The organism is Actinomadura sp. RB99 (assembly GCF_014706005.1).
Classification (GTDB): Bacteria; Actinomycetota; Actinomycetes; order Streptosporangiales; family Streptosporangiaceae; genus Spirillospora.
Window position 1 is genome coordinate 47124 of sequence record NZ_JABMCA010000059.1, and the last position, 16759, is coordinate 63882.

Genomic DNA, 16759 nt, shown 5'->3' on the forward strand with positions numbered 1-16759 from the left:
CCTCACGTCCACCCCGGGACGACGAGAGGAGTCCGCCGTGACCATCGGCGGCAGCATCGCCCTGATCATCATCGGCGCGATCCTGGCCTATGCGGTCAACTACCAGTTCAGCGGCATCGACATCCGCCTGGTCGGGGTGATCCTGATGATCGGCGGCCTGATCGGGCTGGTCGTCGGGATCGTCCGGATCGCCTCCGCGCGCCGCACCGTGGAGCGCCGTCCGCCGCCCGCGATCCGCGAGGAGCACTACTACGAGGACGACCCCTACGAGACCCGCCGCCGCTACTGAGGCCAGCGCGTTACCCGGGTCTTCTACGCCGCGGGTTCGGGGGCCCGCTGGACGTTGCGGCGCAGCCAGTCGGTGGCGGTGTCGGCGTCCATGGGGCGGCCGAAGTGCCAGCCCTGCGCGGCGTCGCAGCCCATCTCGCGGAGCAGGCGCGCGGTCTGCGGGTCCTCGACGCCCTCGGCGACCGAGCGCAGGCCGAGGGTGCGGACGAGGTCGACGATCGAGCGGACGATCACCGCGTCGTCGCCGGACTCCGCGAGCCGCCCGACGAACGAGGAGTCGATCTTGATCTCCTCGACCGGGAGGCGCTTCAGCCGGACGAGCGAGGAGTAGCCGGTCCCGAAGTCGTCGAGGCTGAGCGGGATGCCGAGTTCAGCGAGCCTGGCGACGGTGTCGGAGGCGTAGGCGGGCTCGCTCATCAGGATCCGCTCGGTGATCTCCAGCTGCAGCGCGGCGGCCGGCAGGCCGCGGGCGAGCAGGCCCTCCTCGATGGTCTCGGTGAGGCCCATGTCGAGGAGGTCGCGTCCGGAGGCGTTCACCGCGACCTGGACGGCGAGGTCCTCGCGCCACCACGCGGCGGTCTGGGCGAGGGCGGCCTCGACGACGTGGTGCGTGATGGAGCGCATCAGGTAGGTCTGCTCGGCGATCGACAGGAACGCCTCCGGTTCGAGGAGCCCCTTGTCGGGGTGGCGCCAGCGCAGCAGCGCCTCCATGCCGACGAGCTGGCCGTCCCGCAGCGACACCTTCGGCTGGTAGAACAGCTCGAGCTCGGACCGGTCGATGGCGCGGCGCAGGTCGCCGAGCATGCTGAGCCGGGCCGGGGAGTTGCGGTCGTTGGCGGGCGAGTAGACCTCGACGCCGGTGCGGCCCTCCTTGGCGTTGTACATCGCGACGTCGGCGCGCTGCAGGAGCAGCTCGAAGTCGGGGGCGTGGTCGGGGAACAGCGCGATCCCGACGCTGGCCTCCAGGTCGAACGACATGCCGTCGAGCCGGACGGGTTCGCCGAGCGCGGCGCGCAGCCGCGCCGCGACCTCGCGGGCGGCGGCCTCGTCCCGGACGGACGGCAGCAGCACCGCGAACTCGTCGCCGCCGAGCCGGGCGACGAGGTCGCCGGGCCGGACGCTGTGGGTGAGCCGGTGCGCGACGAGCTGCAGCAGCCGGTCCCCGGTGGGGTGCCCGAGGGTGTCGTTGACCTCCTTGAACCGGTCGAGGTCGAGGAGGAACAGCCCGGCGCGCTGGTCGCGCTCCTCCGGGACGGCGCGGCGCCGCGAGGGCCTGAGCGCGACCGGCCCGCGTTTGGCGGCGCGCCCGGCCGCGCTGCGCTTCTCCGCGCCGCGGGCCTCGGCGAGGGCCTCCTCGGTCCGGACGATCAGCAGCTTGCGGTTCGGCAGGCCGGTGAGGCCGTCGTGCAGGGCCTGGTGCTCGCGCCGGACGGCGACGGAGGCGTTCAGGTAGACGGCGATGAACGGCAGCAGGATCAGCGGGACGAACAGCGCGGACCGGTCCATCGCGATGACCATGAGCGGGGCGAGGCCGAGCAGCGCCAGGTGCACGAGGATCTGGTAGGCGAGGTCCCAGCGCAGCGCCTTGATCAGCGAGACCCGCTCGTGCAGCGCGACGGCCGAGCCGACGAGGGTGTCGTTGCAGAGGAAGTAGACGGTGCCGGCGAGCGCGATGGCGGGCAGGTCGGCGCCGTCGGGGACCCAGGTGCTGGACGGGGTGGCGAGGTCGCCGGCGAGGGCGAGGACGAGCTGGGCGGCGCCGAGGCTGAGGGTGTACTGGGCGGCGTTGAACGCGATCCGGTGGGGGGTGCGGCCGCGGAAGACGCCGCAGGTCACGACGGCGATCGCCTGGAGCGCGGCGGCGACGGGCAGCCCGGCGTACAGCAGCGCGGCGAAGGCGAACGTGGTCGAGGTGGTGGCGCCGTTGGTCTCGGTGGATCCCGGCGTGATGATCGGGCGCAGCTCGCCGAAGACGATGAAGCAGCCGAGGATCCAGAACACCGGGTTCCCGGCGAGCGCGTCGAGGTCGGCGCCGGTCAGACCGGCGAACGCGGCGGCGCACACGGCGACGCCGAGCAGGATGACGACGACGAAGTAGATCCACAACGGGGAGCCGCGGCGCGGGGCCGTGTTCCGCGTGTTGTTCGGGTCCTTCATCACATCCTCGGGGGGTTCGGGGGGCCGTCCCCGGCACCGGGCGCACCGGACTCCGGGGCGACTCCCCCCGGATGGTGCGTCCGAAGATTCAGGTGGGTCGTGATGTGAGGGAGAGTACGGCCTTTGCTCAACTTCGCGAAACCGATTGCGTACGTTCCGTTATGCCCCTTCCGTACCGGCCCCTCACCTGTCGGTAGCTGAAGTGTACCCCTGAGTAACGCGACACTGGTGAGGGGCCGCTTAACCACGCCGGGTCATGCGTCCGCGCGCATAGTTACATTTTTGGCCGCATCTGGCCCATCGGCGAGGAGCACCCGGAAGCCCTCCTCTTCCAGGACCGGTACGCCAAGTTTGACGGCTTTGTCGTACTTCGACCCCGGGCTGTCGCCCACGACCACGAAGCCCGTTTTCTTCGACACCGACCCGGACACCTTCCCGCCGAGCCGCTGCACCGCCTCCGTCGCCGAGTCGCGGCTGAACCCCTCCAGCGACCCGGTGATCACCACCGTGACGCCCTCCAGCGGCCGCGGGCCCGCCGCGCCCTCGTCCTCCATCCGGACGCCGGCCGCCCGCCACTTGTCCACGATCTCGCGGTGCCAGTCGACCTCGAACCAGCGCTTGATCGACGCGGCGATCGTCGGGCCGACGCCGTCCACCGCCGCCAGCTCCTCCTCCGTCGCGTTCGCGATCGCGTCCATCGACCCCATCTCGCGGGCCAGGTCGCGGGACGCCGACGGCCCCACGTGCCGGATCGACAGCGCCACCAGCACCCGCCACAGCGGCTGCCGCTTCGCCTTCTCCAGCTCGTCGAAGAGGATCTCGACGGTCTTCTTCGGCTCGCCCTCCTTGTTCGCGAAGAACGACACGACCTTCGGCTCCCCGGTCTTCGGGTCGGTCTTCGTCGTCCCCGTCCGCTGGTCCAGCACGAGGCTCCGGATCGGCAGCAGCTGCTCGACCGTCAGGTGGAACAGGTCGCCCTCGTTCCTCACCGGCGGCTCGCTCGGCTCCAGCGGCTGCGTCAGCGCCGTCGCCGCCACGTACCCGAGCGCCTCGATGTCGAGGGCGTTCCGGCTGGCCACGAAGAACAGCCGCTCCCGCAGCTGCCCCGGGCAGTACCGCGCGTTCGGGCAGCGGATGTCGGCGTCGCCCTCCTTCTCGTACGCCAGCTCCGTCCCGCACTCCGGGCACTCGGTGGGCATCTCGAACTCGCGCTCGGAGCCGTCCCGCAGCGCGGTCACCGGCGCGACGATCTCCGGGATCACGTCGCCGGCCTTGCGCAGCACCACCGTGTCGCCGATCAGCACGCCCTTGCGCTTGACCTCGCCCGCGTTGTGCAGCGTCGCCCGCTCCACCGTCGACCCGGCCACCTTGATCGGCTCCATCACGCCGTACGGCGTGACCCGCCCGGTCCGGCCGACGCCGACCTTGATGTCGAGGAGCTTGGTGTTGACCTCCTCCGGCGGGTACTTCCACGCGATCGCCCAGCGCGGCGCCCGGCTCGTCGACCCCAGCCGCCGCTGCAGCGAGAACTGGTCGACCTTCACCACCACGCCGTCGATCTCGTACGCCGGGTCGTGCCGGTTCTCGCCGTAGAAGTCGATGTACTCGCGGACCGCGTCCAGCCCGCCGACGACCTTGTACCGGTCGCTGACCGGCAGCCCCCAGCCGCGCATCAGCTCGTACGCCCCGGACTGGCTCTCCGGCCGCGTGCCGCCCTCCCACGCGCCGAACCCGTGGACGAGCATGCTCAGCGGACGGTGCGCCGTGACGCGCGGGTCCTTCTGCCGCAGCGACCCCGCCGCCGCGTTCCGCGGGTTGGCGAACGGCTCCCTGCCCGCCTCCACCTGCACCGCGTTGACCTGCTCGAACCCCTCGACCGGCAGGAAGACCTCGCCGCGCACCTCCAGCAGGTCCGGCCAGCCCTCGCCGGCCAGCCGGTCCGGCAGCGCGTCGATGGTGCGGACGTTGTTGGTGACGTCCTCGCCGGTGCGGCCGTCGCCGCGGGTCACCCCGCGCACCAGCCGGCCCTTCTCGTAGGTCACCGCGATCGCCAGGCCGTCGATCTTCAGCTCGCACAGGTAGCCGGCGACCTCGCCGACCTCCTTGACCACCCGCTCGTCCCAGGCCAGCAGCTCGTCGGCGCTCATCGCGTTGTCGAGGCTCTGCATCCGCTCCAGATGCTCGACCGTCGCGAAGTCCGTGGTGATCGGCGCGCCGACCCGCTGCGTCGGCGAGCTCGGCGTGACCAGCTCCGGATGCTCGGCCTCCAGCGCCTGGAGCTCGCGCATCAGCCGGTCGTACTCGGCGTCGGTGACCGTCGGCTGGTCGAGCACGTAGTAGCGGTAGTTGGCCTCGTCGATGCGCTCGCTCAGCTCCAGGTGCCGCTGAGCCGCCTCCGTCGGAACGCCCTCGCTGCTGGTGGTCATGCGCCTATTCTCGCCGCTACCACCGACAATATGACCAGCGGCGCGCCCCCTACTCTGCGCCTTCGTACAGCATCCGCGCCGTTTCGCGGCAGCGTTCGAGGGCGGCGCGGACGTAGCGCGGCGACGCGCCCGCCATCCCGCACGCCGGCGTGATCACGACCTGCCGCCCCAGTTGCGCGGCCGGGAAGCCGAGCCGGCGCCACAGCTCCTTCACCGGCGCGGCGGTCGCCTGGAGGGACGGCAGCGCGGCGTCCGTTCCGGGCACCGCGCCGAGGAACAGCCCGACGCCCGCGTCGATCGTCTCGCCCACCGCGTCGTCGTCGCGCCTCGGCACGAGGCCCAGATCGACCGAGATCGCCTTCGCGCCCGCACCGCGCAGCAGCGCGTACGGGACGTTCCGGGCGCAGCAGTGCACGACCGGGTACGCGCCCGCCGCGTCGATCACCTGCCGCAGCGCGTCCTCGGCGACGGGCGCCTCGACGGCCCGCAGCCGGGCGAACCCGCTGGCCGTCGGGACCGTCCCGGCGAGCGCGGCGGGCAGGCCCGGCTCGTCCAGCTGCACGATGACCTGCGCGGCCGGCAGGCGCCGCCGGACGTCGGCCACGTGCGCCGCGACGCCCTCGGCCAGCGACGCGACGAGATCGCGGACGGCGCCCGGGTCCTTCAGCGCGCGGTCGCCGTTCCGCAGCTCGATCGTCGACGCCAGCGTCCACGGCCCGCACACCTGGATCTTGAACGGGCCGTCGTGGCCGCCCGCGACCTCCTCCAGGACGTCCAGGTCCCGCGCGAGGTGGTCGAGGGAGCGCACCGTGTCGCGGCCCGGCCGGTCGGAGAACCGCCAGCCGGACGGCTCCACCCGCACCGGCATGTCCACCAGCAGCCCGGCCGTCCGCCCGGTCAGGTCGGCGCCCGGCCCGCGCGCGGGGAGCTCCGGCAGGTGCGGCAGCTCGGGGAGCTCCCCCAGCACGATCCGCAGCGCCTCGGCCGGGTCGTCCCCCGGATACGACCCGACCCCGGTCGCCGTGCCCGCCTGCCACGGGAAGTCGCTCGTCACGGACGGAACCCTACCGGCGGACGATCAGAGCAGTTCCGCCAGCCGGTCCAGGCGGCGCAGCGTGTCGTCCGCCGGCTCGGTCGGCAGGTCGAACAGGGCCTCGTCGACGCCGGCGCCCTCCAGGCTCGCGATCACCTCGGGCTTCGGCGGGACCGCGAACAGCGTCACCGGGACGCGCCGCCCGGCCCGCTCCCGCAGCTCGGCGATCTGCGCGGCGAGCGCGTCGGTGCCCCGCCCGAAGATCGGCATCCAGCCGTCGCCGAACTCGACCACCCGGTCGAACGTCGTCGGCCCCGACCCCCCGATCAGCACCGGCGGGTGCGGGTCCTGCACCGGCTTGGGGTAGGAGAACACCGGGTCGAAGTCGACGAACTCGCCGTGGAACTCCGCCTCGTCCTTCGTCCACAGCTCCTTGACCGCGAGGACGCGCTCGCGCAGCAGCCGCATCCGGGTCGTCGGGTCGGTGCCGTGGTTGCGCATCTCCTCCCGGTTCCAGCCCGCGCCGACGCCCAGCACGGCCCGCCCGCCGGAGACCAGGTCGAGCGAGGCGACCTCGTTGGCCAGCACGATCGGGTCCCGCTGGACGATCAGCGCGATGCCCGTGCCGACCCGCAGCCGCTCGGTCGCCGTCGCGGCCGCGGTCAGCGTCACGAACGGGTCGAGCGTCCGGTAGTAGCGCCGGGGCAGCTCGTCCCCGCCCGGCCACGGCGTCTCCCGCTTCACCGGGATGTGCGTGTGCTCGGCCACGAACAGCGACCCGAACCCCCGCTCCTCCAGCGCCCGCCCCAGCGCGGCGGGCCCGATCCCGTCGTCCGTCACGAACGTCGACACACCGAATTTCACAACGCCCTCCAAGCGCGCACCGGCTCATTGACTCGCGGCAAGTCAACGCATGGTCATGGGGTGCCCGTCAAGCGGGGACGCGGGCCGTCTCGGCGATCGTGGCGGAGGCGAGGACGCGGTCGCCCTCGTAGAGGACGGCGGCCTGGCCGGTCGCGACGCCGCGCGCCGGGGTGGCCAGGCGGATGCGCAGGCCGTCGCCGTCCCGCTCGGCGGTGCAGGCGTACACCTCGCCGTGCGCGCGGAGCTGGACGTGGCAGGCGAACGGCCCGGCGGGCGCCTCGGCCAGCCACACCGGCCGCTCCCCGATGATCTCGTGGACGTCCAGTTCCTCGCGCGGCCCCACGGTCACGGTGTTGGTGACCGGCGAGATGTCCAGGACGTAGCGGGGCTTGCCGTCCGGGGCGGGGACGCCGAGCCGCAGCCCCTTGCGCTGCCCGATCGTGTACGCGTACGCGCCGTCGTGCTCGCCGACCCGCGTCCCGTCGGTGTCGACGATCGGGCCGGGCGCCGAGCCGAGCCGCTCGGCGAGGAACCCGCGGGTGTCGCCGTCGGCGATGAAGCAGATGTCGTGGCTGTCCGGCTTGTCGGCCACCTGGAGGCCGCGCCGCTCCGCCTCGCGCCGGATGTCGGCCTTGGTGGTGTCGCCGAGCGGGAACATCGCGTGCGCGAGCTGCTCCGGCGTGCAGACCGCCAGCACGTACGACTGGTCCTTGCCCTCGTCCACGCCGCGGCGCAGGACGCCGCCGTCCAGCCGCGCGTAGTGGCCGGTGCAGACCGCGTCGAAGCCGAGCGCCATCGCCCGGTCCAGCAGCGCCGCGAACTTGATCTTCTCGTTGCAGCGCAGGCACGGGTTCGGGGTGCGGCCCGCCGCGTACTCGCTGACGAAGTCCTCCACGACGTCCTGGTGGAACCGCTCGGCGAGGTCCCACACGTAGAACGGGATGCCGATCACGTCGGCGGCGCGGCGCGCGTCCCGGGAGTCCTCCAGGGTGCAGCAGCCGCGCGCCCCCGTCCGGTACGACTGGGGGTTGCTGGACAGGGCCATGTGGACGCCGGTGACGTCGTGCCCCGCCTCGGCGGCGCGGGCCGCGGCCACCGCGGAGTCGACGCCGCCCGACATGGCGGCGAGTACGCGCAGAGTCATAGTGCATCCGAGCGTACGCGCAGCCGAGGGGCTGCCCGTCATCAATTCCGCGTACGATGAGGCGGGTTGTGACTCCTCCGCTTCCTGGCGGAAGCGGCTTCTCGCTGGGCCGCTTGCGCAGCCTCACGAAGGGCAAGCCCTGCCCCGAGGATGTTGACCGCCGCATTCACGTCGGCGTGCGCGGCATGCCCACAGGCACAGCAGCGAAAAACGGCCTGGCCGATGCGATTGTCCGCCGCGCTGTGCCCGCATACGGCACACGTACGGGACGTTCCGGTCGGGTTCACTGCGATCAGCTCTCGACCGGCGCTTTCAGCCTTGTGCGCGAGGACCGTCAGGAACACCCCCCAGCCCGCGTCCAGAATCGATCTGTTCAGTCCCGTCTTCTGAGCGATCTTGCTACCGGGGCGCTCGACCGTCCCCCGGGCCGAGCGGGTCATGTTCGCGATCCGCAGCTCCTCATGGACGATGAGGTCGTGCTCGCGGACGAGGGCCGGCGCCGCCTTATGCGCATGGTCGAGCCTCTGCCGCCTCACCTTCGCGTGCAGGGCGGCCACCCTGCGGATCGCCTTGCGCCGCCGGTTGGATCCCGGGGACTTGCGGGACAGCGCCCGCTGCGCGGCGGCGAGCCTGCGGGCGGAAGCGGCGAGGGTGCGGGGGTTGGGAACGTGATCGCCGTCGCTGGTGGTGGCCAGCGAGACGACGCCCATGTCGATCCCGATTGCGGTGCCGGTCGAGGCGGCCGGCTCGGTGGGGACATCGTCACACGACAGCACGACGTACCATCGGGCCCCCTCTCTCCGCACGCTGATGGTCTTGATGATTCCGGCCACAGGTCGATGCTGGTGAACGCGGACATGGCCGACTCCGAGGAAGCGCACGAACGTCGCAGTGGGATGCCTCGGCTGGGAGTTCCAGCGGCAGCCGTCCCCGTCCTTCGGCCATGTGACGGTGTCGAATCGGCCCCGCCCCCTGAATCGGGGGTATCCGGGGCTTCGCCCCTCCCGAAGTCTGCGGAAGAAGGCGGCGAACGCCAGGTCGAGACGCCTGAGGGTAGCCTGCTGGGAAGAGAACGACCACCGTCCCTGACCGTCAGGGTCGGCGGCGCGGATGTCCTTCAGTTCGGCGGACTGGTCGCCGTAGCGGACCCTCGTACCCGCTCTGCGATAGGCGATCCGTCGGTGCTCAAGGGCGGCGTTGTAAAGGGTTCGATGGTCCTCGACGCAGGCCGCCAGGCTCCCCGCCTGCCGTGCCGTGGGCCGCAACAGGAACTTGAACGACCTGCGCATCTCCGCCTCCGCCTCGAACACTTTTCGTCACGCGACGCTACCGAACGCCACCGACAGATCCGAGAGGAGGAGCGAGGAGTCCCGACGTTCATCGTCGGCCGTTGACGTGCTCCTCGTGCACCGACCAATGGGAATCTTCCGCCGCCCGCGCGAGTCCTCCGCCGCGACACCGCCCGCTATCAGCGAGTTCTGGGAGTGGTGGGCGCAGGCCCGCCCGACGATCGAGGCGTCGCTGGCGGCCTCGGGCACCGGCCCGGAGGACGCCGGCGGCCCCGCGCCCGGCGAGGGCCTGTCGGCGGAGGCGATCGAGGAGCTGTCCCGCCGCGTCCACCGGATCCACCCGGACCTGCAGTGGGAGATCGGCGGCGCGGACGACCGCACGCCGTCCCTGACGGTCACCGGCGGCGGCGACCCGGAGCTGCGCGGGCTCGCCGAGCGCTGGTTCCGCGCCGCCCCGGCCGGCGCGGCGGCCGGCGACTGGACGTTCCATCCCGCCCGCCGTCCCGACCTGGAGATGCTGTCGCAGGACCTGGTCCTCGGCGACCACGAGTTCGACCTGGAGTACGTCCGGCTCGGCATGCGCGCCGACCCCGACCGGGCCCGGGTGCACATCACCGCCTACCACCCCGACTTCCTGTTCGTGTCGGAGGAGCAGCAGGTGGCGGTCGCCCTGCACGTGCTGGACTGGGCGCTCGGCGAGGACGACGTGGCCCGCTGGATCGGCGAGGTCTCCATCGCGACGGAGGCGCCGATCGACTCGCTCCCGCCGTCGATGCTGTCCGCGGTCGTCGAGCAGATCGCCGAGCCGTTCAGCGAGCCCGCCTGGCTCACCGGCGAGGGCCGCACGCCCCGCGGCCACCCGGCCCGGCTCGGCGCCCGGTTCCCGCTGCACCGGCAGGACTACCCGCTCTGCGACCTGCACGTGGCGATCACCGTCCCGTACGCCAACGCCAACCCCGACCGGCTCCCCGTGGAGCCGTCGTCGGGGGCGCTGCGCGCGTTCGAGAAGAAGCTGACCAAGCTCGGCGACCGGGCGGTCCTCGCCGTCCGCGAGACGGGGGACGGCCTGCGGGTGTTCCACCTGTACGCCGACCCCGACTCCGGGGTGATCGCCGAGCTGGACCAGCTCGCCGCCGGGTGGGGCGAGGGCAAGGCGAAGGTCGCCTCGACCGCCGACCCCGGCTGGAAGGCCCTGGCGCCCTACCAGCCGTGAGCCGCCTCTAGCGGACCTGGGGCAGCAGCCGGCGGGTGCCTCCGCGGCCCGCCCGGCCCCGGCCCCGGGAGCCGTTCCGGACGGCCTCCACCTTGCGCCAGCGCGCCTCGCAGAACGAGTAGGCCCCGAAGACCAGCAGCCCCACGGCGACGACGACCAGCAGCCACGGTCCAGCCGGGGTGCCAGCGAACTGGCGCAGCGTGCCGTCGAGCCCCTTGGCCTTGCCGGGGTCGAAGGTGACGGCCGCGTACCCGAGGAAGACCCCGACGCCGCCGAAGACGACGCCGCGGGAGGCGCGGCCGACGACGCCGAGCGTCTTGACCACGGTCCGGGTGCGGGGGCTCATCCGCCCGGTGTTGAGGCGTTCGAGGAACTTGCGCCGGACGGCGCCGACGACGCTCCCGACGCCCCAGGCGAAGAAGCCGATGCCGACGGCCATAACGAGCCACCGTCCGCCGGTGTGCTCCATCGCGCGCGCCGTGTACGTCTTGGACTGCTCGTTGCTGGAGTTCCCGCCCTGCCCGAGCACGAAGTTCAGCATGGTGACGAAACCGGCGGAGTAGAAGACGCCGCGGCCGAAGGACGCCAGCCGCTTGGTCGCCTTCCTGCCGTCCGCGGTGGGCTGCCCGAAGGCCGCCTCGGAGAAGCGCCAGAGGGCGAGCCCGGCGAACCCGGCGGTCAGCAGCCACAGCATCACGGTGCCGCCCGGCTTGTCCGCGACCGTCTGGAGCGCTCCCTGCTTGTCGGCCTCCTGGCCGCCGTCGCCCAGCCCTATCTGGACGGCGAGCCAGCCGATCAGCAGGTACAGCACGCCCCGCGCCACCAGACCCGACCGGCAGAAGGCGTGGAACGCCTTGTGTCCCGCAACCTGCCGGCCGGCCCGCTCCACGCCGTCGGCCGCATTCGTGGTCATCGTCCCCGTCCCTTCCCGTCGCGAACGGCAGAGCTGTGCCCGGTGACGAGTCGGTCAAACTCCGGCAAAGTGCAGCTCAAGCGCCGGGAGGGCGGTCGTCCTGCGGTTCGACGGCCTCGACCTTGCGCCACCGGACCTCGCAGAAGGAGTAGAGGCCGAAGGTCACGACGCCCAGGGCGATCACGGCCATCCCCCAGCCGCCGGCCGGGGTGCCGGCGAACTCGCGCAGCACGCCGTCCAGCCCCTGGGCCCGGTCCGGCTCGAAGGAGATCGCCGCGTAGGCCAGGAAGGCGCCGACGGCGCCGCCGATCAGGCCGCGCGCGACGTTCCCGACCATCCCGAGGGGCTGGACGATCCAGTGCGCCACCGTGCCCATCTCGTCGGTCGCCAGCTCGTCGCGGAAGGCGCGCCGCCCGGCGTTGACCAGCGTGACGACGCCCCAGACGACGAAGCCCGCGCCGACGGCGAGCACCGCCCAGCGGCCGCCGGGCTCGGCCATGGCCCGCGCGGAGAGGGCGCGTGACTGCTGGTCGCTCGACGTGTGCCCCAGGCCGAAGAGGAAGCCGATCGTGCCTGCGCACCCCGCGGCGTAGGTGAGCCCGCGGAAGGCGGCCGGGAGCCGCATCCGCTTGCGCCGTCCCTGGGGAAGGGGGCGCCCGTACAGCGCCTCGGCGAACTGCCACAGGGCCAGCCCGGCGAACCCCGCGGCGAGCAGGCAGAGGACGGCCCAGCCGCCCGGCCTGTCCGCGATGGCGCGCAGCGCGCCCTGCTTGTCGGCCTCCGTGCCGCCGTGCCCGGCGGCGATCAGCAGGGCCAGCCAGCCGATCAGCAGGTAGAGGACGCCGCGCGCGGCGAGGCCGGCGCGCGAGAGGAGGTGGAACCAGGGGTGCCCGGCCGCGCGCCGCCCGACCTCGCGGGCCGTGTCCTTCGCCGCCATCTCACCTTCCTTGAACGGCGAACGCCGTCCCCGTTCAAGGATCGGTCAAACCCGGCCGCCGAGGGAGGGGCGGGCCGCCCTGGTCAGGACAGTCCGGCGCGCCGCGCCCGTTCGACGGCGGGGCCGATGGCGTCGGCGAGGGCCTTGACGTCGGCCTCGGTGGAGGTGTGGCCGAGGGTGAAGCGCAGCGAGCCGCGGGCCCGCTCGGGGCCGGTGCCCATCGCCATCAGGACGTGGCTGGGCTGGGACACGCCGGCGGAGCAGGCCGAGCCGGTGGAGCAGGCGATGCCGCGGGCGTCGAGCAGCATGAGCAGCGCGTCGCCCTCGCAGCCGGGGAAGGAGAAGTGGGCGTTCCCGGGGAGCCGGTCGGCGGGGTCGCCGTTGAGGATCGCGTCGGGGACGGCGGCGCGGACGGCCTCGATGAGCCGGTCGCGCAGGTCGGCGAGGCGGCGGGCCTCGGCGTCGCGGCGGGCCGCGGACGCCTGGACGGCGGCGGCGAACCCGGCGATCGCGGGGGTGTCGAGCGTCCCGGACCGGACGTCGCGCTCCTGGCCGCCGCCGTGCAGCAGCGGCACCGGGTCGAGGAACAGCGGTTCCTTCGGCTTGGCGAGCAGGAGCGCGCCGACGCCGGCGGGGCCGCCAAGCTTGTGGCCGGTGATGGTCAGCGCCTGCGCGCCGCTGGCGGCGAACCGGACGGGCAGGTGCCCGGCGGCCTGGACGGCGTCGGTGTGCAGCGGGACGCCGTGCTCGCGGGCGACGGCGGCCAGTTCCGGGACGGGCTGGACGGTGCCGACCTCGTTGTTGGCCCACATCACGGTGGCGAGGGCGACGTCGTCGCCGCTGCCGAGGGCCTCGCCGAGCGCCTCGGGGAGGACGCGGCCGAGGCCGTCCACCGGGATCCACTCGACGGTGGCGCCCTCGTGGTCGCCGAGCCAGGCGACGGCGTCGAGGACGGCGTGGTGCTCGACGGCGCCCGCGAGGACGCGGACGCGGGCCGGGTCGGCGGCGCGGCGGGCCCAGTAGAGGCCCTTGACGGCGAGGTTGTCGGCCTCGGTGCCGCCGGAGGTGAAGACGACCTCGCTCGGCCGGGCGTCGAACGCCTCGGCGATGATCTCGCGGGACTCCTCGACGACCCGGCGGGCGCGGCGGCCGGCCGCGTGCAGCGAGGAGGGGTTGCCGAGCTCGCGCAGCTCCGCGGTCATCGCCTCGATGGCCTCGGGCAGCATCGGGGTCGTCGCCGCATGGTCGAGGTAGGTCACCACGCGCTCAACAGTATCCGCGCGGCCGCTGTTCCCCGCGGGCGCCCGGGAGCCCGCGGGAGCGGCGCTGGGTGGGGTGCCGTGACCTGGGGAATACCGCTCCGCAGGGCGCGGTTGGCGTGTATACCGTCCGGCCGGTACAGTGGAATGGTCATGAAACGTGAAGCCCTCCTGGACGCCGCGGAGTCCGTGCTGTTCGAGCACGGCACGCAGGCGCTGACGCTCGCCGCGGTCGCGGACCGCGCGGGGGTCAGCAAGGGCGGGCTGCTCTACCACTTCCCCGCCAAGGAAGCTCTGGTCAAGGCCATGGTGGCGCGGGTCATCGAGGAGTTCGACGGCCTGATCGCCTCCTACGACGACGGCACGCCGGGGTCCTACACCCGGGCCTACGTCGAGGCGACCTTCGAGATCCTCGGCGGGGAGGCCCGCGCGTACCGACGATGGTCGGCCATCACGGCCGCCGCGGCGGATCCGGAGCAGGCCGAGCCGCTGAACGAGGCGATGCGGCGCTGGCACGGCCGCGATCCCGCCGACGACCCGGACCCGGGCGCCGCGCAGGTGGTCCGGCTGGCGGCCGAGGGCCTGTGGGAAGTGGTGAGCCACGCGCCCGAGCTGTACGACGGGGAACAGCTCGCGGCACTGAAACGGCGGCTGCTGGCGCTCCTGCCGTAGCACGCCGATGACCTGACGCAGGGCGCCGCCCCCGGCGCCCACCCGGCACCGTCCGAGACGCTCCCGGCCCCATCGGGGTCTGGAGCGTTCCATGACGCCCGGATCCCCGCCACAGAGGAACCAGCGCGCACACGCGTGCGCACGCATCGCATGCGCGACGAGCTGAGAAAGAGGTGAACCATGCTGTTCCGTGCCCGTTCGGGGACGTTCCTGACCTTCGCACTGGCGGGCCTGCTCACCGGAGTGTGGGTGGCCAGGATGCCGGCGCTGGCCGGGAAGTTCGGGACGTCCGAGGGCGAGATCGGCATCGTCGTCCTCATCTGGGGCCTCGGCGCGATCGTCGCGATGCAGGCCCTGCGCGGCGTCATGGCGCGGGCCGGGAGCCGCAACGTGCTGCGGGTCGCGCTGCCGCTGACCGCGCTGTCGTACGCGGGCGTCGCGCTCGCCCCCACCTACGGGCTGCTGCTCGGGGCCGTCGCGCTGTTCGGCATGACCTTCGGGATCACCGACATCGCGATGAACGCCCAGGGCAGCGTGGTCGAGCAGGCGTACCGCCGGTCGATCATGAGCGGGATGCACGCGGGCTGGTGCGTCGGCGCGATGAGCGGCGGCCTGTACGGCGTCGCGACCGCGGCGGCCGGGCTCGGCTTCACCGCCACCGTGCTGGTCGCCGCGCTGGCGGCGGTGCCGCTCGGCCTGGCGCTCGGCCGCACCTACCTCCCCGACGGCTACCCGGTCGACAGCGGCGCGGTGCCCGCCACCGTGCTGCCCGCCGCGTCCGGGACGGGCCGGGCGGCCCGGCGGCTGCCCGCCGCCGTCTACCTCATCGGCGTGCTCGCGTTCATCGCGTTCATGACGGAGGGGTCCATCGCCGACTGGAGCGGGCTGCTGCTGCATGACGAGATGCACGCCTCCCAGGCCCTCGCCGCGCTCGGCTACCCGATGTTCGAGCTGGCGATGCTGTTCGGCCGGCTGGTCGGGGACCGGGTCCGGATGCGGCTCGGCACCCGCCGGCTGCTGACCGGCGCCGGGATCGGGACCGCGCTCGGCATGACGGCCGTCGTGCTGGCGCCGTCCGCGCCCGTCGCGATCGCCGGGTTCTTCGCGACCGGGCTGGTGGTCTGCACGGTCGTCCCGACGACGATCTCGCTGGCCGGGACCGCCGCGCCGGGCCGCCCGGCCGCCGCGGTCGCGCAGGTCGGCGCGATGGGCTACGGCGGCCTGCTGCTCGGCCCGGTCGTGGTCGGGTTCCTGTCGGACGCGACGTCGCTGCGCGTCGGCGTCGGCGTGGTCGTCCTGCTGGCGCTGCTGATCGCGGCCGGCGCCCGCCTGCTCCCGCTCCGGTCGCTGGCCGACGTCTCGGCGCACTCCCCGGAGGCGGCGGTCGCCGCGGCGGAGGCGCCATCGGCGGTCGCCGCGGCGGAGGTGCCGGCCGGGATCGCCGCCACCGAGGCGCCGCAGACCGCCGGGGTCGCCTCCGGCGCGTCCGGCGACGACCCGAACGGCACCCACCCGGAGCCCGTCGCCGCCTGACGCCGGTCACGCCGCCCCTCACCGGAGGCTCCCTCCCCCACCGAGGCGCTGATCCGGTATAAACGCCCTCTAATCCAGAGACGGGGCGGCATATGGGCGACTGGCGGGTTCCGGGGTACAGCGAGCTGCGGGTCCTCGGCGAGGGGGCGCAGGGCCGGGTCGTCCTGGCGCGGCACGACGGCACGGGACGGCCCGCCGCGATCAAGTACCTCGCCGGGGCGCTCGCGGGCGACGCGGAGTTCCGCGAGCGCTTCCGCGGCGAGGCGGACCTGCTGCGGCGGCTGCGCCACCCGTTCGTCGCCCGCCTGTACGGGCTGGTCGAGACGGCCGACGGCGCGGCGATCGTGATGGAGGCGGTGGACGGGGCGTCGCTGAAGGCGGTGCTGGCCCAGAGTGGGCCGCTGGCGCCCGAGGCCGCGCTCGCGGTGCTGAAGGGCTCGCTGCTCGGCCTGGCCGCCGCGCACGACCTCGGCATCGTCCACCGCGACTACAAGCCCGCCAACGTGATCGTCCGCGGCGACGGGTGCAGCAAGCTGATCGACTTCGGCATCGCGGTGGAGGCCGGGGAGGGCGGACGGTCCGGCACGCCCGTCTACATGGCGCCCGAGCAGTGGCGCGGCGAGCCCGCCTCCCCCGCCACCGACGTCTACGCCGCGGCGTGCGTGTTCTTCGAGTGCGTGACCGGGCGCCGCCCCTACACCGCCGAGGACCAGGCCGGGCTCATGGGCCGCCACCTCACCGCGCCCATCCCGGTCGCCGACGTCCCCGAGCCGCTGCGGCCGCTCATCGAGCGGGGCCTGGCCAAGAGCGCCTGGGACCGCCCGCTCGGCGCCGCCGCGTTCGTGACCGAGCTGGAGTCCGCGGCGTCCGGCGCCTACGGCCCCGACTGGGAGACGCGCGGCGTCCGCACGCTCGCCGGCGCCACCGCCGCGCTGTCCCTGCTGTTCCCCCTCACCGCGCTGGGCCTCGGCTCGGGCGGCGCCGGAGCGGGCGCCGCCGCGGGCGGAGCGGGCGCGGCCGGCACGGCGGGC

Annotated in this window: 14 protein-coding genes; 5 read left to right on the forward strand and 9 right to left on the reverse strand. The window is 73.6% G+C overall.

The features are described 5' to 3' along the window. Window positions 1–37: 37 nt before the first annotated feature. Window positions 38–289, forward strand: a complete 252-nt coding sequence (locus amrb99_RS36840) for a DUF6458 family protein (protein ID WP_190865112.1) — start codon at window positions 38–40, stop codon at window positions 287–289. 23 nt (window positions 290–312) lie between these two features. Here the strand turns inward: amrb99_RS36840 and amrb99_RS36845 are convergent, their stop codons facing one another. The 6 genes from amrb99_RS36845 to amrb99_RS36870 form a co-directional block, all read right to left on the reverse strand. After that, window positions 313–2445: a bifunctional diguanylate cyclase/phosphodiesterase gene (locus amrb99_RS36845; RefSeq protein WP_190865114.1), complete on the reverse strand. Its 2133-nt coding sequence runs from the start codon at window positions 2443–2445 to the stop codon at window positions 313–315. 254 nt (window positions 2446–2699) lie between these two features. Then, window positions 2700–4871: an NAD-dependent DNA ligase LigA gene (gene ligA / locus amrb99_RS36850; RefSeq protein ID WP_190865116.1), complete on the reverse strand. Its 2172-nt coding sequence runs from the start codon at window positions 4869–4871 to the stop codon at window positions 2700–2702. 49 nt (window positions 4872–4920) lie between these two features. Beyond that, the gene (locus amrb99_RS36855; protein WP_190865117.1) at window positions 4921–5925 is read right to left on the reverse strand and encodes a methionine synthase; all 1005 of its coding nucleotides are present in this window, start codon (window positions 5923–5925) and stop codon (window positions 4921–4923) included. 24 nt (window positions 5926–5949) lie between these two features. Then, window positions 5950–6768, reverse strand: coding sequence for a TIGR03619 family F420-dependent LLM class oxidoreductase (locus amrb99_RS36860; protein ID WP_190865119.1), 819 nt, complete (start codon window positions 6766–6768; stop codon window positions 5950–5952). Between the two features lie 67 nt (window positions 6769–6835). After that, the gene (mnmA, locus tag amrb99_RS36865; RefSeq protein ID WP_190865121.1) at window positions 6836–7912 is read right to left on the reverse strand and encodes a tRNA 2-thiouridine(34) synthase MnmA; all 1077 of its coding nucleotides are present in this window, start codon (window positions 7910–7912) and stop codon (window positions 6836–6838) included. Between the two features lie 41 nt (window positions 7913–7953). Next, window positions 7954–9222, reverse strand: coding sequence for a transposase (locus amrb99_RS36870; protein ID WP_347257012.1), 1269 nt, complete (start codon window positions 9220–9222; stop codon window positions 7954–7956). A gap of 106 nt (window positions 9223–9328) precedes the next feature. On the opposite strand from amrb99_RS36870, the gene amrb99_RS36875 reads away from it, so the two are divergent. Next, window positions 9329–10414, forward strand: coding sequence for a DUF695 domain-containing protein (locus amrb99_RS36875; protein ID WP_190865123.1), 1086 nt, complete (start codon window positions 9329–9331; stop codon window positions 10412–10414). A 7-nt stretch (window positions 10415–10421) separates the two neighbouring features. Here amrb99_RS36875 and amrb99_RS36880 read toward each other — a convergent pair whose 3' ends face one another. The 3 genes from amrb99_RS36880 to amrb99_RS36890 all read right to left on the reverse strand — a co-directional run bounded on the left by amrb99_RS36880 (window position 10422) and on the right by amrb99_RS36890 (window position 13523). Then, window positions 10422–11327, reverse strand: a complete 906-nt coding sequence (locus tag amrb99_RS36880) for a DUF1206 domain-containing protein (RefSeq protein WP_190865125.1) — start codon at window positions 11325–11327, stop codon at window positions 10422–10424. A 76-nt stretch (window positions 11328–11403) separates the two neighbouring features. Further along, a complete protein-coding gene (locus tag amrb99_RS36885; RefSeq protein ID WP_190865126.1) occupies window positions 11404–12264 on the reverse strand; it encodes a DUF1206 domain-containing protein in 861 nt (286 codons plus the stop codon). Window positions 12265–12347: 83 nt separating this feature from the next. Beyond that, complete coding sequence (locus amrb99_RS36890; RefSeq protein WP_190865144.1) at window positions 12348–13523, reverse strand: aminotransferase class V-fold PLP-dependent enzyme; 1176 nt, start codon at window positions 13521–13523, stop codon at window positions 12348–12350. A 153-nt stretch (window positions 13524–13676) separates the two neighbouring features. Here amrb99_RS36890 and amrb99_RS36895 point away from each other — a divergent pair, with 153 nt between their 5' ends. The 3 genes from amrb99_RS36895 to amrb99_RS36905 form a co-directional block, all read left to right on the forward strand. After that, the gene (locus tag amrb99_RS36895; protein WP_190865128.1) at window positions 13677–14195 is read left to right on the forward strand and encodes a TetR/AcrR family transcriptional regulator; all 519 of its coding nucleotides are present in this window, start codon (window positions 13677–13679) and stop codon (window positions 14193–14195) included. Window positions 14196–14375: 180 nt separating this feature from the next. Then, window positions 14376–15728 (forward strand): MFS transporter, encoded by a 1353-nt coding sequence (locus amrb99_RS36900; RefSeq protein ID WP_190865130.1) that lies wholly within the window; start codon window positions 14376–14378, stop codon window positions 15726–15728. A gap of 92 nt (window positions 15729–15820) precedes the next feature. Then, window positions 15821–16759: serine/threonine-protein kinase (locus tag amrb99_RS36905; RefSeq protein WP_190865132.1), on the forward strand; the 939-nt coding region annotated here is incomplete at its 3' end.

Bases quoted from the DNA above. Each gene is read 5' to 3' on its own strand.
- amrb99_RS36845 (WP_190865114.1), bottom strand. From the start codon at position 2,445: ATGAAGGACCCGAACAACACGCGGAACACGGCCCCGCGCCGCGGCTCC.
- ligA (WP_190865116.1), bottom strand. From the start codon at position 4,871: ATGACCACCAGCAGCGAGGGCGTTCCGACGGAGGCGGCTCAGCGGCAC.
- mnmA (WP_190865121.1), bottom strand. From the start codon at position 7,912: ATGACTCTGCGCGTACTCGCCGCCATGTCGGGCGGCGTCGACTCCGCG.
- amrb99_RS36875 (WP_190865123.1), top strand. From the start codon at position 9,329: ATGGGAATCTTCCGCCGCCCGCGCGAGTCCTCCGCCGCGACACCGCCC.
- amrb99_RS36880 (WP_190865125.1), bottom strand. From the start codon at position 11,327: ATGACCACGAATGCGGCCGACGGCGTGGAGCGGGCCGGCCGGCAGGTT.
- amrb99_RS36885 (WP_190865126.1), bottom strand. From the start codon at position 12,264: ATGGCGGCGAAGGACACGGCCCGCGAGGTCGGGCGGCGCGCGGCCGGG.
- amrb99_RS36895 (WP_190865128.1), top strand. From the start codon at position 13,677: ATGAAACGTGAAGCCCTCCTGGACGCCGCGGAGTCCGTGCTGTTCGAG.
- amrb99_RS36900 (WP_190865130.1), top strand. From the start codon at position 14,376: ATGCTGTTCCGTGCCCGTTCGGGGACGTTCCTGACCTTCGCACTGGCG.